The organism is Streptomyces sp. NPDC048255 (assembly GCF_040652415.1).
In the GTDB taxonomy this organism is placed as follows: domain Bacteria; phylum Actinomycetota; class Actinomycetes; order Streptomycetales; family Streptomycetaceae; genus Streptomyces.
Map to the genome: position 1 here is coordinate 12,281 of NZ_JBEZMA010000044.1, position 23,403 is coordinate 35,683.

A 23,403-nucleotide genomic window follows, 5' to 3' on the forward strand; every position below is an offset into this window, starting at 1 on the left:
CGATGAGCACGCCTGAGGAACAGCAGCAACAGCAACAGCAGTACCAGCAGCAGCACGGGCAGCACCCGCAGCAGCCCCAGGAGGACCCGTACGGGACCCAGACCTGGCAGGCCGACACCTGGGAGACCGGGTACCAGCCGGTGCACCCGCCGCTGGGCGCGGTGCCCGGGCAGCCTGTGGCGCCCGAGGGCTGGTTCCGGGACGAGGCCCCGGCTCCCTCGCCTGCTCCGGCCCCCGCTCCGGCTCCGGCCGAGGAGACCGCCTACTTGCCGCCGTACCCGGGTCCGGGACAGCAGCAGGGCGTCGCGGCTCCGGACGGCTGGTTCCGCGACGAGGTCCAGGCCCCGGCTCCGGCTCCGGTCCAGGACTGGTCCCAGGCGGCCGAGACGGCCTACCTGCCGCCGTACCAGGAGCACGCGGCCCCGGCCCCCGCCCCGGCTCCGGCCGAGGAGACCGCGTACCTGCCGCCCTACCAGGAGCAGGCAGCCCCCGCCCCGGCTCCGGCCGAAGAAACCGCGTACCTGCCGCCGTACCCGGGTCCGGGGCAGCAGCAGGGCGTCGCGGCTCCGGACGGCTGGTTCCGCGACGAGGTCCAGGCCCCGGCTCCGGCTCCGGCACCCGTCCAGGACTGGTCCCAGGGCGGTGCGCCCTGGCCGGACTACGCCGCGGCCGAGCAGACCGCGTACCTGCCGCCCCAGCCGGCGGCCCCCGTACCGGCCCAGGCCCAAGCCCAGGCAGCGGCTCCGACTCCGGCCCCGGCTTCGGCTTCGGCCGAGGAGACCGCGTACCTGCCGCCGTACCCCGGTCCCGAGGCCGGTCCCGAGGCCCGTCCCGCGGCCGTGGGCGCCGAGCCGGGCGCCGGGCAGCCCCCGGCGCCCGGTGAGGAGCCCGGCTGGTCGCCGCCCACCCTCGCGGGCAACACCATCCGCGCCGTCGATCCCGCCCAGGCCCGCGCCGAGGGCCTGTCGCCGATCATCGACCCGGGCCCGCAGTCGGCCATACTGACCGCCGCCCTCGGCGTGCTGCTGGCCGTGGCCGCCGCCCTCGGGGAGTTCGCCCTGCTCGTGCCGCTGATCGCCCTCCAGGGGCTCACCGCGGCCGGCTGGTTCCGCCTCAACGGCATGTGGCCGGCCCGCCAGGGCATCGCCCTCGCCTTCCTCGGAGCCCTCGTCGCCGACGCGGCCGTGCTCGCGGTGGAGCCCGTGTACGGCCCCGGCGCGATCATCGGCACCCTCGGCGCCTGGGTGCTGCTCACGCTGGTCCTCCAACTGCGCAGCCACGCCGATCCGGACGAACGGATGTACGGGCTGATGGCCTCGGTGGCCTCGGCCGCCCTCGCCATCGTCTGCGCGGGCTACCTGGCCGCCGGTTCCCAGGCCGTCACCGTCGGCGGCGCGGCCGTCGCCGCGGCCGTCTTCGCCCGGGCCCTGCCCCTGCCCGCCGCGCCCTCGGTGGGCGTCTCGCTGGCCTCGGCCGCGGGCGCCGGCATCGCGGTCGGCGGGCTGACCGTCGGGGCGGGCGGCGGGGCGCTGCTCGGCCTGGTCGCGGGCGTGTGCGCGCTGATCGGGCTGCGCGTGGCGGCGTACGACTACCCGTCGAAGTTCGTCCACATGACGGCCGGTGTCGCGCTGCCGCTGGCGGCGGCCGCGCCCGCCGTGTACCTGATCGGCCGGGTGGTGGGCTGACGGCCGTCCGACGGCCGGTCATGGTCAACTAGAACGCACGTACCGACTAGTAGGGGGGTGGACACGTGCGTTTCCTGCGTGTCGTGGTGATCGTCGCAGTGGTGCTCGGGGCGCTGCTCGCGGGTGTGGACCGCTGGGCGGTCGGCTATGCCGAGAACCGGCTGGCCGACCGGATACAGGCCCGGCAGGGCCTGGCCGGGAGCACCGAGGTGGACATCCACGGCTTCCCCTTCCTGACCCAGGCGCTCAGCCACGACCTGGAGCGGGTCGACCTCAGGCTCAAGGGCGTCGACGCCACGGCGGACGGCCGCAAGACGCGGCTCACGGAGCTCGACGCGCGCTTCCACGACGTGAAGCTGAACGACGACTACGCCGGCGGTACCGCCGCGCGCGCCGAGGGCGGCGCGCTCATCACGTACGCGGACCTGACGGCGGCCTCGCAGACCGGCGCGACCCTCACCTACGGCGGGGCGCCGGGCAAGGTGAAGGTCACCGCGACCGTCGACGTCCTCGGCAAGTCCCTGACGCACAGCGTGGTGTCGACCATCAGCCTCGTGGACGCCGAGGCCGGCAAGGGCGGCAAGGTGGTCCGGGTGCGCGCCGACGAGGTGCCGGGCGGCGGCGTTCCCGCCGTCGAGAAGCTGATCCGCAAGAAGACCGACTTCGACCGCCGGCTGGACGACGGCCTGCCGGCCGGGCTCCAGCTGACCTCGCTGACCTCGGACGAGGCCGGTGTGCACCTCACGCTGGGCGGCTCGAACGTGGTGCTGGCCGGATCGTGAGACGGTGCGGTCCGATCCGCAGATGGATGGGCCGGACAGGGGGTCCCGGAGGCGGCGCGGCGGCCGCCCGGGGCGCTCGTATCCCAGTATCCGGACGATCCTGTCTCGGAATATGACACACCGGTGACAGGGCGGCTGATTCGTCCCTACGATCCATGCCTATGAAGCATCAGCAGGCGGACCTCACGAAGCGGCGGGCAGTAGACCTGTGTCGCGTCGCCGCCATGCTCTGTCGATCCATGTGACCTGTGAGCGATCCGCTCCACCAGCCGGACGACAGCACTTCCCGCGTGACCGCACCTGCCTCCTGATCCCCTGCCGCCTCCCCGCGCAGGACCCTCGAGCGCACCCGGACGCACGCAAGCAGCACCCGCAGCCAGCAGGTCTCACGACCGGCAGGTCCGCAGCCGCACCAGTACAGCCCCGCCGCACACTGCCCCGGAGGAGAACACCATGAGCCGCAGCGACGTCCTCGTAGACGCCGACTGGGTCGAGGCCCACCTGAACGACGCGAACGTCGTCGTCGTCGAGGTGGACGAGGACACGTCCGCCTACGACAAGAACCACATCACCAACGCCGTCCGGATCGACTGGAAGAGCGACCTCCAGGACCCGGTCCGCCGCGACTTCGTGGACCAGGAGGGCTTCGAGAAGCTCCTCTCCGCCAAGGGCATCTCCAACGACGACACCGTCGTCCTCTACGGCGGCAACAACAACTGGTTCGCGTCCTACGCCTACTGGTACTTCAAGCTCTACGGCCACCAGGACGTCAAGCTCCTCGACGGCGGCCGCAAGAAGTGGGAGCTCGACTCCCGCGACCTGGTCGACGGCAAGGACGTCCCGAACCGCCCGGCCACCCAGTACAAGGCCAAGCCCCAGGACAAGTCGATCCGCGCCTTCCGCGACGACGTCGTGGCCGCGATCGGCTCCCTGAACCTGGTCGACGTGCGCTCGCCCGACGAGTTCTCCGGCAAGCTGCTCGCCCCGGCGCACCTTCCGCAGGAGCAGTCGCAGCGCCCCGGCCACGTGCCGAGCGCCCGCAACATCCCGTGGTCGAAGAACGCCAACGACGACGGCACCTTCAAGTCGGACGAAGAGCTGACCGCCCTCTACGAGGCCGAGCAGGTCGACCTGGCGAAGGACACCATCGCCTACTGCCGCATCGGTGAGCGTTCCGCGCTCACGTGGTTCGTCCTGCACGAGCTCCTGGGCCAGGAGAACGTCAAGAACTACGACGGTTCGTGGACCGAGTACGGCTCGCTGGTCGGCGTGCCGATCGAGCTCGGCCCCAACAAGTAACCCTGCCGGGCACGCAGGGCCCGTAGTAGCCAGTACGACCTCTCTAGGACAGGACAGAGAACATGTGTGGAGCACAGATCGGCGGGCCCGACCTCGCGACGCTGAAGCCCGGTGAGACCGCGATCCAGGGTCAGATCACCAAGGGGGGCGAGCCGGTGTCCGGCTACGTCCGCCTGCTGGACTCGACCGGCGAGTTCACCGCCGAGGTCCCGACCTCGGCCACCGGCCAGTTCCGCTTCTACGCCGCCACCGGCTCCTGGACGCTGCGGGCGCTCGTCCCGGGCGCCACGGCGGACCGCAGCGTCGTCGTCGCCGAGGCCGGCGGCGTGACGGACGTGGCGATCGCGGTCTGACCGACCGTGCTCGCGCACTGATCGACCGGCCGAAGGGCCGCACCCCCGGGGGTTGGACGCCACTGGAACGGGGTGCGGCCCTTCGTGCCGTCCGCGTACCTTGTGCGCGCCTGCGCCGGGCCTACGCTGGAGGCATGTACGCCCGGCGCCGACGCGTCTACTTCCTGCTCATGGGCGGATGCCTGTTCCTCTTCGTCTCCGCCTGGTCCTTCGTGCGGCTGTTCTCGGTGGAGGCGGCCGTGGCCCTGTGCGTGGTCGCCATGGTCATCCCGCCGGTCGCCGCGGTGGTCGCCAACCGGCGCGGGCCGGAAGACCGCTGGTGGGACGACCCCTCGGGCGATCCGAAGTCCGACGAGTGGTGGGACGAACTGGACGGAAAGCGGCGTCACGAGGACTGAGACGCCGTGAGGGCGGGGGTCGCGTACGGGATCGCCCAGCCCGAGCGCACCCAGATACCGGGCCTGTCCACCCCCAGATACCGGGCCTGTCCACCAAGGACGACGGGCGCGGGGTCTACCCGGCCCTGGCCGAGCCCACCCTGCCCCCCCGGCGCTGCTCTGCCCTTCGCCAAGGGCAACCCGGACGGGATCCGCCCCGGTCGGCGACGAGCAGACCAAGGCAGGATGCATCCAGTCCGGTGACGTGCAGGCGGTGATCCTCCAGACCCGCAAGGGCGAGGTGGCCTCCGTGCCCCTGCACCAGGCGGTGATCCTCCAGCACCAGCTGCTGGGCTGATCCTCCCGGTACGACGGGTACGGCCGACCTCACAGAGTGGGCCGGTCTCCGGGCCAGTAGGCTTGGGGACCGGCCCGTACACCGCACCGAATCCTCCGAGGAGCACCCCGTGCTTGAGGCAGTCTTCACCTCCCTGCTGGTCCTGGTCTGCGTCGGCGTCATGGCCTTCACCGGCCTGGCCGTCAAGAAGCTGTACCAGGGTCAGCGCTGAGCTCCGGCCCAGCAGACCGCCCCGGAACCCCTCCCACAGATCGCCTGAGCAGCCATTCATGATCCAGATCCCGTCCGACCTGAACCCGGGCCTCGTCCCCCTCGCCTTCCTCCTCGGCAACTGGGAGGGCGCGGGCGTCTTCGACTTCCCGGGTGAGGAAAAGTGCAACTTCGGCCAGGAGGTCGTCTTCACCCACGACGGGCGGGACTTCCTGGAGTACACCTCCCACACCTGGGTCCTCGACGCCGAGGGCAACAAGGTGCGGCCGCTGGAGTCCGAGTCGGGTTACTGGCGCATCGACAAGGACCGCAAGGTCGAGATCGTCATGGTCCGCGACCAGGGCGTCGTCGAGGTCTGGTACGGCGAGCTCGCCGACCAGAAGCCCCAGATCGACCTGGTCACCGACGCGGTCGCCCGCACCGCGGCCGCCGGCCCGTACAGCGGCGGCAAGCGGCTCTACGGCTACGTGAAGAGCGATCTGATGTGGGTCGGCGAGAAGGCCACCCCGGACGTCGAGCTGCGCCCGTACATGTCGGCCCAGCTGAAGAAGGTCGTCACGCCCGAGGAGGTCGCCGAGATGGCGCGCAACCTCCCGGACATGCCGGACGACGGCATCGCCTTCTTCCGCTGACGGTCGGGGCGGTCCAGCGGATCCGGCCGCCCGGCGCGTCCGGTCGTCCACAGGTTGTGCAAGAAGGGGAGCGCGGGCCCGCCCGCGGTCCCCTTCGCGCGCTTACACTGGCCGGGTGGTGAGCACCGACAGCACCGAGGGCACCGACTGGAAGACCGACCTGCGGCAGCGCGGATACCGGCTGACTCCGCAGCGCCAGCTTGTCCTGGAGGCGGTCGACTCCCTGGAGCACGCCACTCCGGACGAGATCCTCGTCCAGGTGCGCAAGACCGCTTCCGGGGTGAACATCTCCACCGTCTACCGGACGCTGGAACTCCTGGAGGAGCTCGGGCTCGTCTCGCACGCCCACCTCGGGCACGGCGCCCCCACCTACCACCTCGCCGACCGGCACCACCACATCCACCTGGTCTGCCGCGAGTGCTCCGACGTCATCGAGGCGGACGTGGACATCGCCGCCGAGTTCACCGCGAAGCTCCGTACCGCCTTCGGTTTCGAGACCGACATGAAGCACTTCGCGATCTTCGGACTCTGCAAGAAATGTGCCGCCAAACACCGTGCCGGTCAGGCGTAGCCGGGTCGTAGTCTTGGTCCCATGACCAGCCCTTTGCTCCATCTCCCCGGCGCCGTGCAGGCCGAAGGCCGCGACGAGGGCGTCGCCGCCCACTACGGAGAGCTGTACGGCGAACAGCGCGCCCTCGCGGACGGCCGCGGTTTCGTCGACCTCTCGCACCGCGGAGTCGTCACCGTCTCCGGCCCGGAGCGGCTGAGCTGGCTGCACCTGCTGCTCACCCAGCACCTCACGGAGCTGCCGGCCGGGCAGGCCACCGAAGCGCTGATCCTCTCCGCCAACGGCCACATCGAGCACGCGCTCTACCTCGTCGACGACGGCGAGACGACGTGGGCGCATGTGGAGCCCGGCACCCAGGAGGAGCTGATCGCCTACCTGGAGTCCATGAAGTTCTTCTACCGCGTCGAAGTCGCGGACCGCACCGCCGAGTTCGCGGTCGTGCACCTGCCGGCCGGCTCCATCGCCGAGGTCGCCAAGGAGCACGTCGTACGGGAGACCGCGCACGGCCGTGACGTCTTCCTGCCCCGCGCCGAGCTGGAGTCCTTCGCCGCCTCGCACGGCCCGGCCGCGGGCCTCCTCGCCTACGAGGCCCTGCGCGTCGAGGCGCACCGGCCGCGGCTGGGCCTGGAGACCGACCACCGCACCATCCCGCACGAGCTGGGCTGGATCGGCACCGCCGTCCACCTCCAGAAGGGCTGCTACCGCGGCCAGGAGACGGTCGCCCGCGTCCACAACCTGGGGAAGCCCCCGCGCCGCCTGGTCTTCCTGCACCTGGACGGATCCGAGGTGCTGCTCCCCGCGCACGGCACGCCGGTGCGGCTCGCCGCCGACGGGGAGGAGGGCCGCCAGCTGGGCTTCGTGACCACGGCGGTCCGCCACCACGAGCTGGGCCCGATCGCGCTCGCGCTGGTCAAGCGGAACGTTCCGGTGGACGCGCCGCTGCTGGCCGGGAAGACGGCCGCCGCGCAGGAGGTCGTCGTAGCGCCGTAGCTGGTTGGCCCTAGACGTCGATGACGATGGTGAACGGGCCGTGGTTGGTGAGCGAGACCCGCATGTCCGCGCCGAACCGGCCCGTCTCCACCGTCGCGCCCAGTGCCCGCAGCTGCGCGACGACCTCGTCGACCAGAGGTTCGGCGACCGGGCCCGGCGCGGCCGCGTTCCACGTGGGCCGACGGCCCTTGCGGGCGTCGCCGTAGAGCGTGAACTGGGAGATCACCAGCAGCGGCGCGTTCACGTCGCTGCAGGACTTCTCGGCCTCCAGGATCCGCACCGACCACAGCTTGCGCGCCAGCACAGCCGCCTTCTCCGGCGTGTCGTCGTGCGTCACACCGACCAGGACGCACAGTCCCTCGCCGACGATCTCGCCCACGGTCTCGCCGCCCACGACGACGCTCGCGCCGTCCACCCTCTGCACCACTGCTCGCATACCACCTGTGTACCAGCCGTGCACCCGTCCGGGGCCGATCGGGTGGAGTGGGACTGCACGGTGGCCACGGAGAGTGGCACGATGCACGCAGGCGGTGCGGGTGCGCCGCACCGGTCGAGGGGACGGACTCGTTCGTATGAATACTTCTGGTACCTCCGTACCTGCATCACCCGCTTCCACGTCGTCCATGTCCGCTGTCGCTGCCGCGGTACGACCGCCCGCGCAGCGCACCGCCGAACCGCAGGAGCCGGGGCCGGCGACCACGGCGCTCGGCCTGCCCGAACTGCGTACGCTGCGCCGCGAAGCGCAGCGCGACGAGGCCGACCTGAGCTACGTACGCCGCCTGCTCCAGGGCCGCATCGACATCCTGCGCGCCGAGCTCGCCCGGCGCAGCGACCCCGAGACCCCGGTGGTGGACCGGCTGTCGGAGATCCTCGCGGACGCCCCCTCCAGCCGCAGCGCCTCCGCCCGGCACGTCACGCTCGGTACCCCGCACAGCGAGGAGTACCGGCTGCTGGCGGCCGAGATGCTGGCCGACGTGGAGCTGTCGGACCTGGGCGCCCGCACGGACGGAGAGCTGTACGAGGGGATGGGCCGGCTCGTGCGGTACGAGCAGCAGGTCTCGCGGCGCCGCCAGCAGCTCCAGCGCACGGTGGACGAGTGCAGCGCGGAGATCACCCGGCGGTACCGGGAGGGCGAGGCGCAGGTGGACGACCTGCTGGCCTGAACCGGGGAAAAACCGGGCGACGGCGGCCCGTGCTCCCGCTTAGCGTGGTCCGCTATGAGCGCTGACGTCCGGCCGATCGCCGAATCCGAACTCGCCGAGTGGATGACGACCCTGCACTCGGGGTTCCTCACCCCGGCCCAGGTGACGGAGTCCGATGTCGCCCAGCGGGCCAAGCACAGTGACCTCGCCCGTATCCAGGGCGGCTTCGACACCGACACCGGCCGCTGCGTGGCGGCCTTCCGCTCCTTCGCGCAGGAGCTCACCGTGCCGGGCGGGGCCGCCGTCCGGGCCAGCGCCGTCTCGAACGTCGCCGTCCTGCCCACCCACCGCCGCCAGGGTCTGCTGACCCGGATGATGACCGCCGAGCTGACCGCGGCCCGGGAGCGCGGGGACGTGCTCTCCACGCTGATCGCCGCCGAGTACCCGATCTACGGGCGGTACGGGTACGGGCCCGCCGCCTCGATCGCGGAGTGGGAGATCGACGTACCGCGCACCGGACTGGACCCACGCTGGTCGGCGCCCGCGGACGGCGGACGGATCGACCTGGTGGACGTGGCCGAGCTGCGCCGGGTGGGCCCGCAGCTGCACGAGCGGGTGCGGGCGGCCACGCACGGGGCGGTGAACCGGGACGAGCGCTGGTGGAACCTGAGGACCGGGCTGGAGGAGATGTCGCACCAGCCGTACAAGGGCAAGTTCCAGGCCGTGTACCGGACGGCGGCGGGCGAGGTGGCCGGGCTGGCCGTCTACGAGAGCGACGGCCACTGGACGGACGCGAAGGTCCCGCTGAACACCGTGCAGGTCAAGGACCTGATCGCGCTCACCCCGGACGCGGAGCGGGCGCTGTGGCACTTCCTGTGCTCCATCGACTGGGTGCTGAAGGTCCGCACCGGCGGGCGGGCCCCCGACGACCTCGTCACCCAGCTGCTGCCCGACCCGCGGTCCGCCAGGCCGCTGACCTCGGCGGACTTCCTGTGGGTGCGGCTGCTGGACGTCGAGGCGGCGCTGAGCGCGCGGACGTACGCCGCGCCCGGGGAGCTCGTACTGGAGGTGACCGACGCGGCGGGGCTGGCGGACGGCCGGTACCGGCTGGACGCGGGCACCGGCGCCTGCGCGCGGACCGGGGAGGCGGCCGACCTGCGGCTGGACGTGGCCGCGCTGGGCTCGCTGTACCTCGGCGACGAGTCCGCGGTGCGGCTGGCCGCGCTCGGCCGGGTGGCCGAGGAGCGGCCCGGGGCTGTGGCGCTGGCGGACGCGGTGTTCCGCACCGCGCGCCGGCCGTGGTGCCCGGACGTCTTCTGACCTGCGTCTGTGCTTCCTGTTCCGGCTCTTGTCACATCGGCGGGCCGCCGTACGTCAGGGTGGTGCAGAGGCGTAAAGGCGTAAAGGCGTATCGGCGCATGGACGAGGGGAGCCCGGGATGACCACCGACAGCGAGTACCTGGCGGCGCGGTTCGAGGAGAAGCGCGGGCATCTGCGGGCCGTGGCCTACCGGATGCTCGGTTCGCTGTCCGAGGCGGAGGACGCCGTCCAGGAAGCCTGGTTCCGGCTCGACCGGACGGACACCAGCGCCGTCGAGAACCTGGGCGGCTGGCTGACCACGGTCGTCGCCCGCGTCTGCCTGGACCAGCTGCGCTCGCGCAAGGCGCGCCGCGAGGAGTCCCTCGACGGCCCGGTGGGCTTCCCGGAGCCGCTGCTGAGCCCGCCGGACGGACTCGACCCGGAGCAGGAGGTCCTGCTCGCGGACTCGGTCGGGCTGGCGCTGCTCGTCGTACTGGAGCAGCTGGCGCCCGCCGAGCGGCTGTCGTTCGTCCTGCACGACATGTTCGGGGTGCCCTTCGACGAGATCGCGCCCATCGTGGAGCGGACCCCGGCGGCGGCCCGGCAGCTGGCGAGCCGGGCGCGGCGGCGGGTGCAGGGCGGGGCGCCGACGCCGGACGCCGACACGGGGCGGCAGAAGGAGATCGTCGGGGCCTTCCTCACCGCGGCCCGGGGCGGCAGCTTCGAGGGCCTGATCGCGGTGCTCGACCCGGAGGTCGTGCTCCGCGTGGACCTGTCCGAGATGGCCCTGGGCGCGGGCGCGGTGGCCCGCCAGGCCCTCACCTTCCAGCGCCTGGCGCCGTACGCACGGCCCGCGCTGGTCAACGGGGTGCCCGGGCTCGTCACGATCACTCCGGGCGGCAAGGCGGTCGGGGTCATGGGCTTCACGGTCAGCGGCGGCCGTATCGTCGCGATCGACATCCTGGCGGACCCGGAGCGGCTGGAGCGCGTCGACGTCACCGTGCTGGACTGAAGTACGAGAAGCACTACGAGCAATATCGGCAACATCTGAGGACTGAGGTATTTGACGTCACTTGTGGAATCCCTGCGCGCGGCCGGCTGCGTCTTCGCAGAAGAGGAAGCGGACTTGCTGGCCTCGGCCGCCAGGGACGACGGCCACCTGGCGGACCTGCTGGCGCGCCGGGTGGCCGGTGAACCGCTGGAACACGTCGTGGGCTGGGCGGAGTTCTGCGGGCTGCGCATGGAGGTCGGAGAAGGGGCCTTCGTACCGCGCCGGCGCACCGAGTTCCTGGTGGAGCAGGCTGCGGCGCTGACCAGGCCGGGCGCGGTGGTGCTCGACCTGTGCTGCGGGGTGGGCGCGCTGGGCGCGGCGGTGGCGGCGCGGGTGCCGGGCGGGGTGGAGCTGCACGCGGCGGACATCGACCCGGCGGCGCTGGCGTACGCGAGGCGCAACGTGGCCCCGTACGGCGGGGCGGTGTGGGAGGGCGACCTGTACGGGCCGCTCCCCGCGTCCTTGCGGGGGCGGGTCGACGTCCTGGTGGTCAACGCCCCGTACGTGCCGACGCAGGAGATCGGGCTGATGCCGCCGGAGGCCCGGGACCACGAGCCGCTGGTGTCCCTGGACGGCGGCGCGGACGGCCTGGACGTCCACCGCAGGGTCGCGGCGGGCGCCCGGCCGTGGCTGGCCCCGGGCGGTCACCTGCTGATCGAGACGAGCGCCCGCCAGTCCGAGGCGACCGCCGGGGCGCTGGCCTCGGCGGGTCTCGCGGTGCGGGCGCTCACCTCGGAGGAGCTGTACGCGACCGTGGTGATCGGCAGCGTCCAGGCGGGCTAGGGAGTGGCCGAAGCGGCCCCTCCCCCGCAGGGGCCACTTCGGCGGACCCGGTGAACCTTTCCGGTCACAGCACTAGCGGGTGAGGTGTCCGACGGTGGGGGCCACGGTGCCGAAGAGGTCGGCGATGGTGGTCAGGCTTCCCGTCTGGAGGGTGGCGGCGGGCACGGTGCTGCCGTCGGGTGCGGGCAGCGGGCGGGTGGCGGTCGCCTCGGCGACGACGGTGGGCCGGTAACCGAGGTTGAAGGCGCCCTGGGCGGTGAAGGTGATGCACATGTGCGTCATGAACCCGGCCAGCACCAGGTCGGGCCGGCCAGGTCCGGCGCCCAGTTCGCGCAGCGTCTTCTCCAGGTCGGTGCCGTGGAAGGCGTTGGGCACGTGCTTGACCACGACCGGTTCGCCTTCGGCGGGCGCCACTTCGGGGCTGATGGCGCCGAGTTCGGAGCTGATGTCGTAGCCGGCGTCCACGACGTGGACGACCGGCGTGCCGGCCGCGCGGGCGGCGGCGAGCAGGCGGGCCCCGGCGGCGAGGGCGGGCTCGGCGCCGTCGAGGGCCATGACGCCGGTGCGGTAGGTGTTCTGGAAGTCGATCATGATCAGGGTGGCCCCGCCGAGGCGCGGCAGGGTGTTGTCGAGGCCGATGACGTCACGCAGGGTCGCAGAGGCATTCATGGATAAAAGGTGCCTTTCGGGTGTTGGGTGGGCAGGACGGAGCAGCGCACGGGCGGAGCTCGCGCGGGCTCGCGTACCAGGGGGTCGGGAAACCAGGGGGCCAGGAAGGCCCGAGGGTCAGGAAAGGGTGCGGAAGCGGCGGCGGTAGGACGCCGGGGTGGTGTTGATCTGTTTGCGGAAGGCCCGGTGCAGGGTCTCCACCGAGCCCATCCCGGTGGCCGCCGCGACCTGCTCCAGCGGCTGGTCGGTGGTCTCCAGCAGGCGGCGGGCCGCCTCCACCCGGGCGGCCTCCACGTAGGAGCCCGGGCTGGTGCCGGTCTCCTGGCGGAACACCCGGGCGAAATGACGCTCGCTCAGGCACATGCGCCCGGCCAGCACGGACGCCGACAGGTCCTCGTCGAGGTGCTCGGTGATGAACACGCGCAGGGCGTCGATGTCCCTGCGGGCCGCCGCCGGCCGGCTGAGCGGCACGCTGAACTGGCTCTGGCCGCCCTGCCGCCGCAGGTACATCACCAACTGCCGGGCCACGGCCAGGGCCACCTCCTCGCCCTGGTCCTCGGCCACCAGGGCGAGCGCCAGGTCCATGCAGGTGCTGATGCCCGCCCCGGTCCACACCCGGCCGGAGCGGACGAAGATCGGGTCGGCGTCGACCCGTACCCGCGGGTGCTCGGCCGCCAGCTGCGCGGCGGTCGACCAGTGCGTGGTCGCCCGCCGCCCGTCCAGCAGCCCGGCGGCGGCGAGCAGGTGCGCGCCGACGCACACCGACGCGATCCGGCGGGCGTGCGGAGCCGTGGCCTTCACCCACTCGACCACGCCGTCGTCGACCCGGGCCACCGGACCGTCCGGGCCCATGTCCACCGCGCCGGGCACCAGCAGCGTGTCCACCGCGGCCCCCACCTCGGCGAAGGCCAGGTCGGGCACCAGCCGCACCCCGGCCGAGGTGACGACCGGCTCGGCGCCGGGCCCGGCCAGCCGCACGGTGTAGCCCGCCGCGCCGCCGGTCACCCGGTTGGCGAGGGCGAAGACCTCGGCCGGGCCGGTGACGTCGAGCAGGTCGACGTCCGGGAAGACCGCGACGACGACGCGGTGAGGAGTGGGCATGCGTCCATGGTCACGTCGGCGCGTCATGACGGCAATGACGGCTCTCTGTCACATCCGGCCATCGCACACGGGTGCGAGCTTCTGCAAGCAGCTGCTTGCAATAGTTAGCAGAGTGCGGCAGGATCGGGGCATGGCATCGCTCAACGTCGGAAATCTCGGCGAATACCTCCGCGAGCAGCGGCGGCAGGCCCAGCTTTCGCTGCGGCAGCTGGCCGAGGCCGCGGGAGTGTCGAATCCGTACCTGAGCCAGATCGAGCGCGGGCTGCGCAAGCCGAGCGCGGACATCCTGCAGCAGCTTGCCAAGGCGCTCCGGATCTCCGCGGAAACGCTGTACGTGCAGGCCGGGATCCTGGATGAGCGGGACCGGGACGAGGTGGAGACGCGCGCCGTCATCCTCGCCGACCCGTCCATCAACGAGCGGCAGAAGCAGGTGCTGCTCCAGATCTACGAGTCGTTCCGCAAGGAGAACGCGCTCGACGCGCCCGCCGACGAGATGCCGCCGAAGACGAACTGAACTTGATCCGGGAGGACCACCGCATGGCCATCGCCGATGACCTGAAGAAGACCCTCACCGACCCGACGCCGCTCTACTTCGCCGCCGGCACCGCCGACCTCGCCGTGCAGCAGGCCAAGAAGGTGCCCGGGCTTATCGAGCAGCTGCGCGCCGAGGCCCCCGCGCGCATCGAGGCCGTGAAGAACACCGACCCGAAGGTCGTGCAGGAGAAGGCCAAGGAGGCGCAGGAGGCGGTCTCCGCCAAGGTCGCCGAGGTGTTCGGCGCGATCGACCCGAAGAAGCTCGGGGAGGCCGCCCAGGACCTGGCGCTGCGCGGGGTCGGCGTGGCGGCCGAGTACGCCGTACGTGCGAAGGAGACCTACGACAAGGTCGCCGAGCACGGCGAGCAGGCCGTGCGCAACTGGCGGGGCGAGGTCTCCGAGGAGATCGTCGACATCGCCGTGGCGGTCGAGCCGAAGCCGGAGACGGCTCCCGAGGCCGACGGGGAGCCGGCCGCCGAGGCCGACGGCGGGGAGAAGCCCGCCGCCCGGAAGACCACCGCGCGCAAGAGCACGGCCAAGAAGGCCGCCGCCACGGCGGGCGACGAGAGCTGAACCGCATGACGTACGGCGGGCCGGGCACCTGGAAGGTGTCCGGCCCGTTGTAGTTCGTGAAGGTGCCCGTGCCGGTAGCGTGGAGTCGGACGGCATCAGGCGCACGGCATGGAAGGCGGTCGCAGCGATGTTGATGGAAGGGTTCGATCGAGGGGTGGTCCCGCTGTTCGGGCTCGCCATGCTGGTGCTCGCGGTCGTGGCGTTCGTCATGGCCCTGATGGCCCGTGAGGACGCGTACCGGGCTGCCGACAAGAAGACCAAGACCTTCTGGCTGGTCCTTCTCGGCATCACCGTCCTGGTGGACTTCTTCCTGCCGCGGATGCTGTTCCTGACGATCGCCGGCCTGGTCGCCACCATCGTGTTCTTCGTCGACGTACGCCCGGCCCTCAAGCAGGTCTCGGGCGGCGGCAAGCGCCGCGGCGGCAGCAGCAGTGACGGGCCGTACGGGCCCTACAACGGCGGGCGGTAAGCCCCCTCGGCGTTGCCGCCGCCTGCCCCCCCCCGCTGTTCGCTCGGCCCCGTCGGACCTCAGCCCTCCGCGCGGGAGAGCAGGACCACGGCCACGTCGTCGGTGAGCTCTCCGCCGTTGAGGCGGCGCGCCTCGGTCACCGAGGCCTCCAGCAGGGCTTCCCCGCTCAGGCCGCGGTCCAGGTGGCGGTTGATCATCTCGACCATGCCGTCCTGGCCGAGGCGCTCCTTGCCCTCGCCGATCCGGCCCTCGATCAGGCCGTCGGTGTAGAGCATCAGGCTCCAGGTGCCGCCGAGCTCGACCTGGCGGCGCGGCCAGCGGGCCTTGGGCAGCAGTCCGAGCGCCGGGCCGCTGTTCTCGTACGGGAGCAGGCGCGCGGGGCGGCCCGGCCGGGAGATCAGCGGGGCCGGATGGCCGGCCAGGCACAGGCCGGCGCGGCGGCCGTCCGGGGCGATGTCCACCGTGCACAGCGTCGCGAAGATCTCGTCGCAGGGCCGCTCCACCTCCAGTACCTCCTGGAGGGTGGCCAGCAGATCGTCACCGCACAGCCCGGCCAGCGTCAGCGCGCGCCACGCTATGCGCAGCTCGACCCCGAGGGCCGCTTCGTCGGGGCCGTGGCCGCAGACGTCGCCGATCATGGCGTGGACTGTGCCGTCGGGGGTGCGCACGGTGTCGTAGAAGTCGCCGCCGAGCAGGGCCCGGCTGCGGCCGGGGCGGTAGCGCGCGGCGAAGCGGAGGTCGGAGCCCTCGAGGAGGGGGGTGGGGAGCAGGCCGCGTTCCAGGCGGGCGTTCTCCTGGGCGCGCAGTTTCGATTCTGCGAGCTTGTACTGGGCGATGTCGGCCCGTTTTCTCTCCACCGCGTAGCGGATCGTGCGGCTCAGCAGCCGGCCGTCCAGCTCGTCCCGGAAGAGGAAGTCCTGGGCGCCGACCCGCACGGCCTCGGCGGCGCGCTCGGCGTCGGCCTCGCCGGCGAGGACGAGGACGGCGTGGCGGGGCGCGATGCGCAGCACCTGGCGGAGGGCGGACAGCTGGTCGACGGCGGCGCCCGCCGTACGGGGTCCCGCGTCCGGGAGCGAGAGGTCCAGCAGGATGCAGTGGACGTCGGGCGTGAGCAGCCGGGCGGCCTCGGTGAGGTTGCGGGCGGTACGGAGCCGGATGCGGTGGCCGTCGGCGTCGAGGATCTCGGGGACGGTGAGGCCGCCGGCCGGGTCGTCCTCGATGACCAGCAGGGTCAGCGGGGTGGTGTGGGCGGTCGTCGGCAGGGTCGCAGGCGGGGTCGTGTGCGGGGGCGTCGGCGCGGCGGCGAGCTGTTCGGCGGCTGTCTGCAGAACGGCCTGAGCGCTCTCCGTGGCGGGGGTGTCCCTCTGCCGCGGTACGGGTGCGGGCATCGTCTCCGGTTCCTTCCCTCCCCCCGAGGGTGCGCTCGTCCGGCAGACCCTAGCGGTCCCGGCGGGGCGAGCGGAATGCCGCTCCTGGCGGGGTCCTGCGTCATATGCCGACATCGCGGGGGAAAATCGGCCTCACTGGATGACCAACGTCACGGCGGGGCGCGGTTTGTCCCGCCTAGCGAGACGTGGCCGCCGCCCACATGGTTGCCTCTGCACCCGATCTCCACCCGATCTCCCCGCGGCGGGGGCGGCGAAGCGCCATTCGGCCGCCGGGCCACCAGGCCCGAGCCCTGCGGCAAGGGCCGAGCCGATGTCGTGCCACTGCCGAGCCCGCCTGCCGTCGGCGCAAAACGCACAGTTCGAAGACCGGGGCTCCGCCCCGTACCCCGCGCCTCAAACGCCGGCGGGGCTGGAATTGCCGGGCACCATCCGGCCCACACCGGGCCGAATCCAGCCTCGCCGGCGTTGAGGCGCGGTGTCTGGGGCGGAGCCCCAGGCACAGCTGGCCCTGGGGCAGGGCAGCCAAGCCCGGCCCCGGCGGCACAAGGCCGCGCAGACCCGCCCGGCCCCCGACCCCGAGGGCTACGCGTCCGGGCGGACGACGGCCTTGATCGGCATGGAGCCCGCGCCCGCCATCGTGACGTTGCGCCCCGGGCGCGGCGCGTGGACCATCGCGCCGTCCCCGACGTACATCCCGACATGGCTCGCGTCGTCGAAGTAGATGATCAGGTCGCCCGGACGCATGTCCTTCAGCGCGACCTTCGGCAGCAGCCGCAGCTGCTCCTGCGAGGTGCGCGGGATGCCCTTGCCCGCCGCCCGCCAGGCCTGGGAGGTCAGCCCGGAGCAGTCGAACGAGCCGGGGCCCTCGGCGCCCCAGACATACGGCTTGCCGATCTGCGCGGTGGCGTACTGGACGGCCGTCTTCCCGGCGTCCGTCGCCAGGCCGTTGACGTCCTTCATCGCGCCCGTCGACAGCCACGCCTTCTGCGCCTTGTACTGGGCGTCCTGCTCCAGCTGGATCAGCCGGGCCTTCTCCTCGGCCTCCAGCTTGTTCTCCAGCTCCTCGGCCGCCTTGATCTTGGCCTCGACTTCCTTCTTCGAGTCCTCCTGCTTGATCCGGTTGGCCTCGAGCTTCTGCCACTGTGTGCTCGCGTCCCGCGCGTACTGCTCCAAGTCGGCCTGGGTACGGTCCAGTTCGGAGAGCATGTCCGAGGCGGCCTTCTCGCCCCGTCGCAGCCGGTCCGCCCCGTCGAGGTACTTGCCGGGGCTCTCGCTCAGTGCGAGCTTCGCGCCCGGCGGCAGCCCGCCCGAGCGGTACTGGGCGCGGGCGGCGGCGCCCGCGCGGTTCTTCAGGGTGGCGATCCGCTCCTGGCCGGCGACGACCAGCTTGGCGATCTCCACGATCTTGTCGGACTGCGCCTTGGCCTCGCTCGCGGCGAGGTTGTAGGCGTCGGTGGCCGTGCCCGCCTGCCGGTACAGCTCCTCTATCTCCTTGCGGACCTGCTCCAGGGACTTGGCGCCCGGGGCGGGCGCCGGCGCCGGGGGCGGCCCCGGCTCGGGCGCCGGCGCCGCGTACGAGGTACCCGCCGCCAGGCCCGGGGCCGTCAGTACCGCCAGTGCGCACACCAGTGTGAAGGCGCTCGCGCCGCGCCGCCGCCTTACGGTCCGCATGGTTCCCCCAGGCACCAGGAGTCAGACCGTTCATGAGATCTGACTATTCATCAGTAACTTGGCACTGCCTTCGGGATGGTGCCACGAGTCGATGAATTCCGACACCCTTGTGGATGGCGTGCCGATCTTGTCCGCCCCATCGGAGTCCCCACGGACCGCCTTCACCCCGCCGGGCGCAACGCCTCCCAGCGCACCGTCAGTTCCCCCTGCCGCCACCGCGCCGGCCCGTCCGCCAGCGGCCAGTCGCCGGAGAGCGCCCGCGCCGTCCGGATCCAGCGCTGCCGAGCCCCGTAGGAGGCGTACGGGGCCGCCGCCGCCCACGCCCGGTCGAAGTCGCGCAGGAACGCGTGCACCGGCTCGCCCGGCACGTTCCGGTGGATCAGCGCCTTCGGCAGCCGCTCCGCCAGGTCCGAGGGGCGCTCCAGGGAGCCCAGCCGCGTCGCGAACGTCACCGTGCGCGCCCCCTCCGGCCCCAGCGCCACCCACACGTGCCGCCGCCCGATCTCGTCGCAGGTCCCCTCCACCAGCAGCCCGCCCGGAGCCAGCCGCGCGCACAGCCGCCCCCACACCTCGGCGACCTGCTCCTCGTCGTACTGGCGCAGTACGTTCGCCGCGCGGATCAGCATCGGGCGCGCACCGCCGTCCAGGGGCACCTCGAAGCCGCCGTGCCGGAAGCTCAGGCCCTCCCGCTCGTACGGCTTCGCCCCCGCGACCCGCGCCGGTTCGATCTCGATGCCGACCACCCGCACCTGCGGGGCCGCCTCCCGCAGCCGCGCCAGCAGCTCCACCGCGGTCCAGGGCGCGGCCCCGTACCCCAGGTCCACCGCGACCGGCGCCTGCGCACGGCGCAGCGCGGCCCCGTGCGTGGCCGCGATCCAGCGGTCCATCCGGCGCAAGCGGTTCGGGTTCGTCGTACCGCGGGTCACCGTGCCCACGGGGCGGCCGGGGCGGCTCGGGGGCGGCGGGGTACTGCGCGAGGACATGAGGCGAGACTAGGCGCTTCCGTCCCTGAGCCGCCGGACACCCCCTGCCGGTGCGCGCATGCCGGAGGAAAACCCGGCAACCCGAGGAAAAGTCAGCGCGCCACGGAATGCGGGGCACGGCCATCCGGGTTGCACTGCTTGAAGCGCGCCGACCGCGCTCTTCGCGTCATGCCGCCCGAGCGAGAGGACTGCTCCCCTTGAGTCAGTACGTGTCCCGCCTCGGCGGCAGCATCAGCGGCCGGATCGCCTCCGCGCGCGGCACCCGCCACGACCCGCCGCGGCTGCGCCTCCCGGCCGTCGGCCACCACCGCAAGCCGCGCCGCGTCGCCATGCTCAGCGTGCACACCTCGCCGCTGCACCAGCCCGGCACCGGCGACGCCGGCGGGATGAACGTGTACATCGTCGAGCTGGCCAAACGCCTCGCCGCGATCAACATCGAGGTCGAGATCTTCACCCGGGCCACCGAGGGCGGCCTCGCGCCCGTGGTCGAGCTGGCCCCCGGGGTCCTCGTACGGCACGTGGACGCGGGCCCGTACGAAGGCCTCGCCAAGGAGGAGCTGCCCGCCCAGCTGTGCGCCTTCACCCACGGCGTGATGCAGGCCTGGGCCGGCCACCGCCCCGGCTACTACGACCTCGTCCACTCCCACTACTGGCTGTCCGGCCACGTCGGCTGGCTCGCCGCCGAGCGCTGGGGCGTCCCGCTCGTGCACGCCATGCACACCATGGCCAAGGTCAAGAACGCCGCGCTGGCCGAGGGGGACACCCCCGAGCCCGCCGCCCGCGTCATCGGCGAGACCCAGATCGTGGCCGCCGCGGACCGGCTCATCGCGAACACCGCCGAGGAAGCCGACGAACTCGTCCGCCACTACGAGGCCGACCCGGGCAAGGTCGCGGTCGTCCACCCCGGCGTGAACCTCGAACGCTTCACGGTCGGCGACGGCCGGGCCGCCGCCCGCGCCCGCCTCGGACTGCCGCAGGACGCCGTGATCCCGCTCTTCGCGGGCCGGATCCAGCCGCTCAAGGCCCCCGACATCCTGCTGCGCGCCGTCGCCGAGCTGGTCGACCGGGACCCGTCGCTGCGCTCGCGGCTCTTCGTACCCGTCGTCGGCGGCCCCAGCGGCAGTGGTCTGGCCAAGCCGGAGGGGCTGCAGAAGCTCGCCGCGAAGCTGGGCATCGCCGACGTCGTGCACTTCCACCCGCCGGTGGGCCAGGACCGGCTCGCCGACTGGTTCCGGGCGGCCTCGGTGCTGGTCATGCCCTCGTACAGCGAGTCCTTCGGGCTCGTCGCGATCGAGGCCCAGGCCGCCGGTACGCCGGTGCTCGCGGCCGAGGTCGGCGGGCTGCCGGTCGCCGTCAACGACGGGGTCACGGGGATCCTCGTACCCGGCCACGACCCGGTGGACTACGCGCGGGAGCTACGGCGCTTCGTGGACGAGCCCCGGCTCGCGGAGCGGATGGGCGGCGAGGCCGCGCGGCACGCGCAGTTCTTCGGCTGGGACACGGCCGCGAGCGGCACGGCCGACGTGTACACCGCGGCCATGCATGATCATCGCCGTCGCGTACGCTCCCACCATGGCTGACACCGCCGAGATCATCGAAGCGACGCTGACCGGCGCCGAGCTGAGCTGGGAGAGCCCCGAGCCGGGTTCGTACGTCGTCCAGCTCCCCGGCACCCGCAAGCTGTCCACCACCTGCTCCCTCCGGGTCGGCCGGCACTCGCTGTCGGTCAACGCCTTCGTGATCCGTCACCCCGACGAGAACGAGGCGGGCGTCCACCGCTGGCTCCTGGAGCGCAACCTCAAGCTGTACGGGGTGAGCTACGCCGTGGACCGCCTCGGGGACGTCTACCTGACGGCCCGCCTCCCCCTGTCGGTGGTGAACCCGGAGGAACTGGACCGGGTACTGGGCACGGTCCTGGAAGCGGCGGACGGCGCCTTCAACACGCTCCTGGAGCTGGGCTTCGCGAGCGCGATCCGCCGCGAGTACGAATGGCGCGTCTCCCGCGGCGAGCCGACCTACAACCTGGACGCCTTCAAGCACCTGACGCAGCCGTCGTAGCGCGGGCGGGGCCGGGTGGATCCGGCCCCGCCCGCGGGTGAGGCGCGGGTTCGGGCAAATCCAGCCCCGCCGGCGTTTGAGGCGCGGATCCGGGCAGAGCCCGGTGGCTACGCCACGCCGGCCGGTGCCGCCGGCTTCGCCGTCTCCGCGGCTCCGCCTGCCGTACCGGCTCCGGCTGCCGTACCGGCTCCGCCTGCCGTACCGGCTTCGACGCCGCGCCCCGAACCCGCGTCACTCTCGGGGAGCCTCCGCATCAGCAGCCAGTAGCCCGCACCCGCCACCGTGCCCAGTACGCCGGTGGCGCCCCACAGCCAGTCCGCCCCGTACCGGTCGATCACGAAACCGGCCATCAGCGGCGCGACGAGCGCGGCCACGGCCCAGGACATGTTGTACATCCCCTGGTAGCGCCCGCGGCCGTGCAGCGGCGAGAGGCGCACGACGAGGCCCATCTGGGTCGGGGAGTTCACGATCTCGGCCAGCGTCCACACGCCCACCGTCAGCGCGTACGCCCACAGCGGCCCGGCGAAGGCCGTCAGCGCGAACCCGTACCCGGCCAGCAGCGCCGAGACCACCAGGAGCTTCTGCGGGTCGCGGTGCTCGATGAACCGCGTGACCGGGAGCTGGAGCAGCACGATCAGCAGGCCGTTCACGGCGATGACCAGCCCGTAGTCCCCGGGCGAGAACCCGGCGGCGCCCATCGCCACGGGCAGGCCCACGGAGCCCTGGGTGAAGATCAGGGAGATCAGGAAGGACAGCCCGACCACGCCCATGAACCGCCTGTCCCGCAGGACGGTCCCCAGCCCGATCCCGGACTCGTCGTCGGCCTTGCCGCCGGTCTTGCCGCCGGTCTTGCCGTCGGCCGTCCCCGCGGCACGCGTCCCGTCGGCCGTGCCCGCGTCCGGCCGGGACTCCGGCAGCTTGGCGTACACCAGCACCGCGCAGGCCAGCGTCAGCGCGGCCTCGCCCAGGAACCCGGCCAGGTAGCTGTACTCCGCGATCAGCCCCGCCGCGGTCGCGGAGACCGCGAAGCCGAGGTTGATGGCCCAGTAGTTGAGCGCGAAGGCCCGTACCCGGTCCTCGGGGCGGACGATGTCCGCCATCATCGCCGAGACCGCCGGCCGCGAGGCGTTCGAGGTCATGCCGACCAGCAGCGCCACCGCCGCGATGGCCGCCGGGTGCTCCATGAAGCCGAGCAGGGCCACCGAGAACGCCGTCGAGACGTTCGCCGCCAGCAGCGTCGGCCGCCGCCCCAGCCGGTCGGTCATCACCCCCGCGGCGAGTGAGGAGAGCACACCGCCGAGCCCGTGCAGGGCGACCACAAGTCCCGCGAAGGAGGCCGAATAGCCCCGGTCGAGGGTCAGGTACATGGTCATGAATGTGGCGACGAAGGCCCCGAGTCGGTTGACGAGGGTGCTCGCCCACAGCCACCAGAACGCACGCGGCAGACCCGACACGCTCTCCCGGGCAGCCCGTCTGACACTGGCAACGGACATAAGGGATCCCCCCGGCGGTGTAAGCGTCTCAACGGCTTTCCGCACGTTACGAGTCGGCCCCTTCCCGGCGCCAGCGAATTGACGCCCGACGTCAATCGGCGCCCCCCGCGGGCGACCCCCGGACCGCGCGCGAGCGGCCCGGCCCGTCCATTAGGCTCGTACGCATGGCCGACGCACCGTACAAGCTGATCCTCCTCCGCCACGGCGAGAGCGAGTGGAACGCGAAGAACCTGTTCACCGGCTGGGTGGACGTCAACCTCAACGAGAAGGGCGAGAAGGAGGCGGTCCGCGGCGGTGAGCTGCTCAAGGACGCCGGCCTGCTCCCCGACGTCGTGCACACCTCGCTCCAGAAGCGCGCGATCCGCACCGCGCAGATGGCGCTCGAGGCCGCCGACCGTCACTGGATCCCGGTCCACCGCTCCTGGCGCCTGAACGAGCGCCACTACGGCGCCCTCCAGGGCAAGGACAAGGCCCAGACCCTCGCCGAGTTCGGCGAGGAGCAGTTCATGCTGTGGCGCCGCTCGTACGACACCCCGCCGCCGGCCCTCGAGGACGGCACGGAGTTCTCCCAGTCCGAGGACCCGCGCTACGCCTCCATCCCGCCGGAGCTGCGCCCGCGCACGGAGTGCCTCAAGGACGTCGTCGTCCGCATGCTGCCGTACTGGTACGACTCGATCGTCCCGGACCTGCTGGCCGGCCGCACGGTCCTGGTCGCCGCGCACGGCAACTCCCTGCGCGCCCTGGTCAAGCACCTGGACGGCATCTCCGACGCCGACATCGCGGGCCTGAACATCCCGACCGGCATCCCGCTCGCCTACGAGCTGGATGCCGACTTCAAGCCCCTCAAGCCGGGCGGCACCTACCTCGACCCGGACGCGGCCGCGGCCGCCATCGAGGCCGTCAAGAACCAGGGCAAGAAGTAACCCTCACGCACG

Annotated in this window: 26 protein-coding genes; 19 read left to right on the forward strand and 7 right to left on the reverse strand. The window is 72.6% G+C overall.

Annotated features, from left to right (window positions below):
* Positions 1 to 2: 2 nt before the first annotated feature.
* The 9 genes from AB0D94_RS27580 (at position 3) to AB0D94_RS27620 (ending at position 7,254) form a co-directional block, all read left to right on the forward strand.
* Positions 3 to 1,685 (forward strand): hypothetical protein, encoded by a 1,683-nt coding sequence (locus tag AB0D94_RS27580; protein WP_362056683.1) that lies wholly within the window; start codon positions 3 to 5, stop codon positions 1,683 to 1,685.
* Positions 1,686 to 1,750: 65 nt separating this feature from the next.
* Positions 1,751 to 2,467 carry a DUF2993 domain-containing protein gene (locus AB0D94_RS27585; RefSeq protein WP_362056685.1) on the forward strand — a complete coding sequence of 239 codons (717 nt, stop codon included), beginning with the start codon at positions 1,751 to 1,753 and terminating at the stop codon, positions 2,465 to 2,467.
* A gap of 161 nt (positions 2,468 to 2,628) precedes the next feature.
* Positions 2,629 to 2,712: a putative leader peptide gene (locus AB0D94_RS27590; RefSeq protein WP_350206375.1), complete on the forward strand. Its 84-nt coding sequence runs from the start codon at positions 2,629 to 2,631 to the stop codon at positions 2,710 to 2,712.
* A gap of 208 nt (positions 2,713 to 2,920) precedes the next feature.
* Positions 2,921 to 3,766, forward strand: a complete 846-nt coding sequence (locus AB0D94_RS27595; RefSeq protein WP_362056687.1) for a sulfurtransferase — start codon at positions 2,921 to 2,923, stop codon at positions 3,764 to 3,766.
* Between the two features lie 62 nt (positions 3,767 to 3,828).
* The gene (locus AB0D94_RS27600) at positions 3,829 to 4,119 is read left to right on the forward strand and encodes a DUF1416 domain-containing protein (RefSeq protein WP_031145203.1); all 291 of its coding nucleotides are present in this window, start codon (positions 3,829 to 3,831) and stop codon (positions 4,117 to 4,119) included.
* Positions 4,120 to 4,253: 134 nt separating this feature from the next.
* The gene (locus tag AB0D94_RS27605; RefSeq protein WP_266935305.1) at positions 4,254 to 4,517 is read left to right on the forward strand and encodes a DUF3099 domain-containing protein; all 264 of its coding nucleotides are present in this window, start codon (positions 4,254 to 4,256) and stop codon (positions 4,515 to 4,517) included.
* A 606-nt stretch (positions 4,518 to 5,123) separates the two neighbouring features.
* Positions 5,124 to 5,696, forward strand: a complete 573-nt coding sequence (locus tag AB0D94_RS27610; protein ID WP_266935298.1) for an FABP family protein — start codon at positions 5,124 to 5,126, stop codon at positions 5,694 to 5,696.
* A 115-nt stretch (positions 5,697 to 5,811) separates the two neighbouring features.
* Complete coding sequence (locus AB0D94_RS27615; protein WP_362056691.1) at positions 5,812 to 6,267, forward strand: Fur family transcriptional regulator; 456 nt, start codon at positions 5,812 to 5,814, stop codon at positions 6,265 to 6,267.
* Between the two features lie 21 nt (positions 6,268 to 6,288).
* Entirely contained in the window at positions 6,289 to 7,254 is a 966-nt protein-coding gene (locus AB0D94_RS27620) for a folate-binding protein (protein WP_362056693.1), read from the forward strand.
* Positions 7,255 to 7,264: 10 nt separating this feature from the next.
* On the opposite strand, the gene dtd is transcribed toward AB0D94_RS27620, so the two are convergent.
* Entirely contained in the window at positions 7,265 to 7,690 is a 426-nt protein-coding gene (gene dtd / locus AB0D94_RS27625; RefSeq protein WP_319724899.1) for a D-aminoacyl-tRNA deacylase, read from the reverse strand.
* Positions 7,691 to 7,877: 187 nt separating this feature from the next.
* Between dtd and AB0D94_RS27630 the strand changes: the two genes are divergently transcribed.
* The 4 genes from AB0D94_RS27630 to AB0D94_RS27645 all read left to right on the forward strand — a co-directional run bounded on the left by AB0D94_RS27630 (position 7,878) and on the right by AB0D94_RS27645 (position 11,529).
* A complete protein-coding gene (locus AB0D94_RS27630; protein WP_362056695.1) occupies positions 7,878 to 8,417 on the forward strand; it encodes an ABC transporter substrate-binding protein in 540 nt (179 codons plus the stop codon).
* 54 nt (positions 8,418 to 8,471) lie between these two features.
* The gene (locus AB0D94_RS27635) at positions 8,472 to 9,716 is read left to right on the forward strand and encodes a GNAT family N-acetyltransferase (RefSeq protein WP_362056697.1); all 1,245 of its coding nucleotides are present in this window, start codon (positions 8,472 to 8,474) and stop codon (positions 9,714 to 9,716) included.
* A 118-nt stretch (positions 9,717 to 9,834) separates the two neighbouring features.
* Positions 9,835 to 10,707, forward strand: coding sequence for a sigma-70 family RNA polymerase sigma factor (locus AB0D94_RS27640; RefSeq protein WP_362056698.1), 873 nt, complete (start codon positions 9,835 to 9,837; stop codon positions 10,705 to 10,707).
* A 42-nt stretch (positions 10,708 to 10,749) separates the two neighbouring features.
* Positions 10,750 to 11,529: a putative protein N(5)-glutamine methyltransferase gene (locus AB0D94_RS27645; RefSeq protein ID WP_362056790.1), complete on the forward strand. Its 780-nt coding sequence runs from the start codon at positions 10,750 to 10,752 to the stop codon at positions 11,527 to 11,529.
* 72 nt (positions 11,530 to 11,601) lie between these two features.
* Here the strand turns inward: AB0D94_RS27645 and AB0D94_RS27650 are convergent, their stop codons facing one another.
* On the reverse strand, positions 11,602 to 12,198 hold the full coding sequence (locus AB0D94_RS27650; protein WP_362056700.1) for an isochorismatase family protein: 597 nt from the start codon (positions 12,196 to 12,198) through the stop codon (positions 11,602 to 11,604).
* A gap of 117 nt (positions 12,199 to 12,315) precedes the next feature.
* Positions 12,316 to 13,299: a DJ-1/PfpI family protein gene (locus AB0D94_RS27655; RefSeq protein WP_362056702.1), complete on the reverse strand. Its 984-nt coding sequence runs from the start codon at positions 13,297 to 13,299 to the stop codon at positions 12,316 to 12,318.
* Between the two features lie 130 nt (positions 13,300 to 13,429).
* On the opposite strand from AB0D94_RS27655, the gene AB0D94_RS27660 reads away from it, so the two are divergent.
* The 3 genes from AB0D94_RS27660 to AB0D94_RS27670 all read left to right on the forward strand — a co-directional run bounded on the left by AB0D94_RS27660 (position 13,430) and on the right by AB0D94_RS27670 (position 14,875).
* Positions 13,430 to 13,813, forward strand: coding sequence for a helix-turn-helix transcriptional regulator (locus AB0D94_RS27660; RefSeq protein ID WP_073920886.1), 384 nt, complete (start codon positions 13,430 to 13,432; stop codon positions 13,811 to 13,813).
* A gap of 23 nt (positions 13,814 to 13,836) precedes the next feature.
* On the forward strand, positions 13,837 to 14,406 hold the full coding sequence (locus AB0D94_RS27665) for a hypothetical protein (RefSeq protein ID WP_362056706.1): 570 nt from the start codon (positions 13,837 to 13,839) through the stop codon (positions 14,404 to 14,406).
* A 127-nt stretch (positions 14,407 to 14,533) separates the two neighbouring features.
* Positions 14,534 to 14,875 carry a DUF2516 family protein gene (locus AB0D94_RS27670; RefSeq protein ID WP_362056709.1) on the forward strand — a complete coding sequence of 114 codons (342 nt, stop codon included), beginning with the start codon at positions 14,534 to 14,536 and terminating at the stop codon, positions 14,873 to 14,875.
* A 59-nt stretch (positions 14,876 to 14,934) separates the two neighbouring features.
* On the opposite strand, the gene AB0D94_RS27675 is transcribed toward AB0D94_RS27670, so the two are convergent.
* From AB0D94_RS27675 to AB0D94_RS27685, 3 genes are all read right to left on the reverse strand, one after another.
* Positions 14,935 to 16,263 carry a fused response regulator/phosphatase gene (locus AB0D94_RS27675; protein ID WP_362056712.1) on the reverse strand — a complete coding sequence of 443 codons (1,329 nt, stop codon included), beginning with the start codon at positions 16,261 to 16,263 and terminating at the stop codon, positions 14,935 to 14,937.
* A 582-nt stretch (positions 16,264 to 16,845) separates the two neighbouring features.
* Positions 16,846 to 17,934: an NlpC/P60 family protein gene (locus tag AB0D94_RS27680; protein WP_362056715.1), complete on the reverse strand. Its 1,089-nt coding sequence runs from the start codon at positions 17,932 to 17,934 to the stop codon at positions 16,846 to 16,848.
* 161 nt (positions 17,935 to 18,095) lie between these two features.
* Complete coding sequence (locus AB0D94_RS27685) at positions 18,096 to 18,917, reverse strand: class I SAM-dependent methyltransferase (RefSeq protein WP_362056718.1); 822 nt, start codon at positions 18,915 to 18,917, stop codon at positions 18,096 to 18,098.
* Positions 18,918 to 19,114: 197 nt separating this feature from the next.
* Here AB0D94_RS27685 and mshA point away from each other — a divergent pair, with 197 nt between their 5' ends.
* Positions 19,115 to 20,497 (forward strand): D-inositol-3-phosphate glycosyltransferase, encoded by a 1,383-nt coding sequence (mshA, locus tag AB0D94_RS27690; RefSeq protein ID WP_362056721.1) that lies wholly within the window; start codon positions 19,115 to 19,117, stop codon positions 20,495 to 20,497.
* Positions 20,490 to 20,975, forward strand: a complete 486-nt coding sequence (locus AB0D94_RS27695; protein ID WP_266935270.1) for a YbjN domain-containing protein — start codon at positions 20,490 to 20,492, stop codon at positions 20,973 to 20,975. The genes mshA and AB0D94_RS27695 overlap by 8 nt, the downstream gene beginning before the upstream one ends.
* 107 nt (positions 20,976 to 21,082) lie before the next feature.
* On the opposite strand, the gene AB0D94_RS27700 is transcribed toward AB0D94_RS27695, so the two are convergent.
* Positions 21,083 to 22,468 carry an MFS transporter gene (locus AB0D94_RS27700; RefSeq protein WP_362056725.1) on the reverse strand — a complete coding sequence of 462 codons (1,386 nt, stop codon included), beginning with the start codon at positions 22,466 to 22,468 and terminating at the stop codon, positions 21,083 to 21,085.
* A 164-nt stretch (positions 22,469 to 22,632) separates the two neighbouring features.
* Here AB0D94_RS27700 and AB0D94_RS27705 point away from each other — a divergent pair, with 164 nt between their 5' ends.
* Positions 22,633 to 23,391, forward strand: a complete 759-nt coding sequence (locus AB0D94_RS27705) for a phosphoglyceromutase (protein ID WP_362056728.1) — start codon at positions 22,633 to 22,635, stop codon at positions 23,389 to 23,391.
* Positions 23,392 to 23,403: the final 12 nt, after the last annotated feature.

Bases quoted from the DNA above. Each gene is read 5' to 3' on its own strand.
- AB0D94_RS27580 (WP_362056683.1), top strand. From the start codon at position 3: ATGAGCACGCCTGAGGAACAGCAGCAACAGCAACAGCAGTACCAGCAG.
- AB0D94_RS27590 (WP_350206375.1), top strand. From the start codon at position 2,629: ATGAAGCATCAGCAGGCGGACCTCACGAAGCGGCGGGCAGTAGACCTG.
- AB0D94_RS27595 (WP_362056687.1), top strand. From the start codon at position 2,921: ATGAGCCGCAGCGACGTCCTCGTAGACGCCGACTGGGTCGAGGCCCAC.
- AB0D94_RS27600 (WP_031145203.1), top strand. From the start codon at position 3,829: ATGTGTGGAGCACAGATCGGCGGGCCCGACCTCGCGACGCTGAAGCCC.
- AB0D94_RS27605 (WP_266935305.1), top strand. From the start codon at position 4,254: ATGTACGCCCGGCGCCGACGCGTCTACTTCCTGCTCATGGGCGGATGC.
- AB0D94_RS27610 (WP_266935298.1), top strand. From the start codon at position 5,124: ATGATCCAGATCCCGTCCGACCTGAACCCGGGCCTCGTCCCCCTCGCC.
- AB0D94_RS27620 (WP_362056693.1), top strand. From the start codon at position 6,289: ATGACCAGCCCTTTGCTCCATCTCCCCGGCGCCGTGCAGGCCGAAGGC.
- dtd (WP_319724899.1), bottom strand. From the start codon at position 7,690: ATGCGAGCAGTGGTGCAGAGGGTGGACGGCGCGAGCGTCGTCGTGGGC.
- AB0D94_RS27630 (WP_362056695.1), top strand. From the start codon at position 7,878: ATGTCCGCTGTCGCTGCCGCGGTACGACCGCCCGCGCAGCGCACCGCC.
- AB0D94_RS27635 (WP_362056697.1), top strand. From the start codon at position 8,472: ATGAGCGCTGACGTCCGGCCGATCGCCGAATCCGAACTCGCCGAGTGG.
- AB0D94_RS27640 (WP_362056698.1), top strand. From the start codon at position 9,835: ATGACCACCGACAGCGAGTACCTGGCGGCGCGGTTCGAGGAGAAGCGC.
- AB0D94_RS27650 (WP_362056700.1), bottom strand. From the start codon at position 12,198: ATGAATGCCTCTGCGACCCTGCGTGACGTCATCGGCCTCGACAACACC.
- AB0D94_RS27655 (WP_362056702.1), bottom strand. From the start codon at position 13,299: ATGCCCACTCCTCACCGCGTCGTCGTCGCGGTCTTCCCGGACGTCGAC.
- AB0D94_RS27660 (WP_073920886.1), top strand. From the start codon at position 13,430: ATGGCATCGCTCAACGTCGGAAATCTCGGCGAATACCTCCGCGAGCAG.
- AB0D94_RS27665 (WP_362056706.1), top strand. From the start codon at position 13,837: ATGGCCATCGCCGATGACCTGAAGAAGACCCTCACCGACCCGACGCCG.
- AB0D94_RS27670 (WP_362056709.1), top strand. From the start codon at position 14,534: ATGTTGATGGAAGGGTTCGATCGAGGGGTGGTCCCGCTGTTCGGGCTC.
- AB0D94_RS27675 (WP_362056712.1), bottom strand. From the start codon at position 16,263: ATGCCCGCACCCGTACCGCGGCAGAGGGACACCCCCGCCACGGAGAGC.
- AB0D94_RS27680 (WP_362056715.1), bottom strand. From the start codon at position 17,934: ATGCGGACCGTAAGGCGGCGGCGCGGCGCGAGCGCCTTCACACTGGTG.
- AB0D94_RS27685 (WP_362056718.1), bottom strand. From the start codon at position 18,917: ATGTCCTCGCGCAGTACCCCGCCGCCCCCGAGCCGCCCCGGCCGCCCC.
- AB0D94_RS27695 (WP_266935270.1), top strand. From the start codon at position 20,490: ATGGCTGACACCGCCGAGATCATCGAAGCGACGCTGACCGGCGCCGAG.
- AB0D94_RS27700 (WP_362056725.1), bottom strand. From the start codon at position 22,468: ATGTCCGTTGCCAGTGTCAGACGGGCTGCCCGGGAGAGCGTGTCGGGT.
- AB0D94_RS27705 (WP_362056728.1), top strand. From the start codon at position 22,633: ATGGCCGACGCACCGTACAAGCTGATCCTCCTCCGCCACGGCGAGAGC.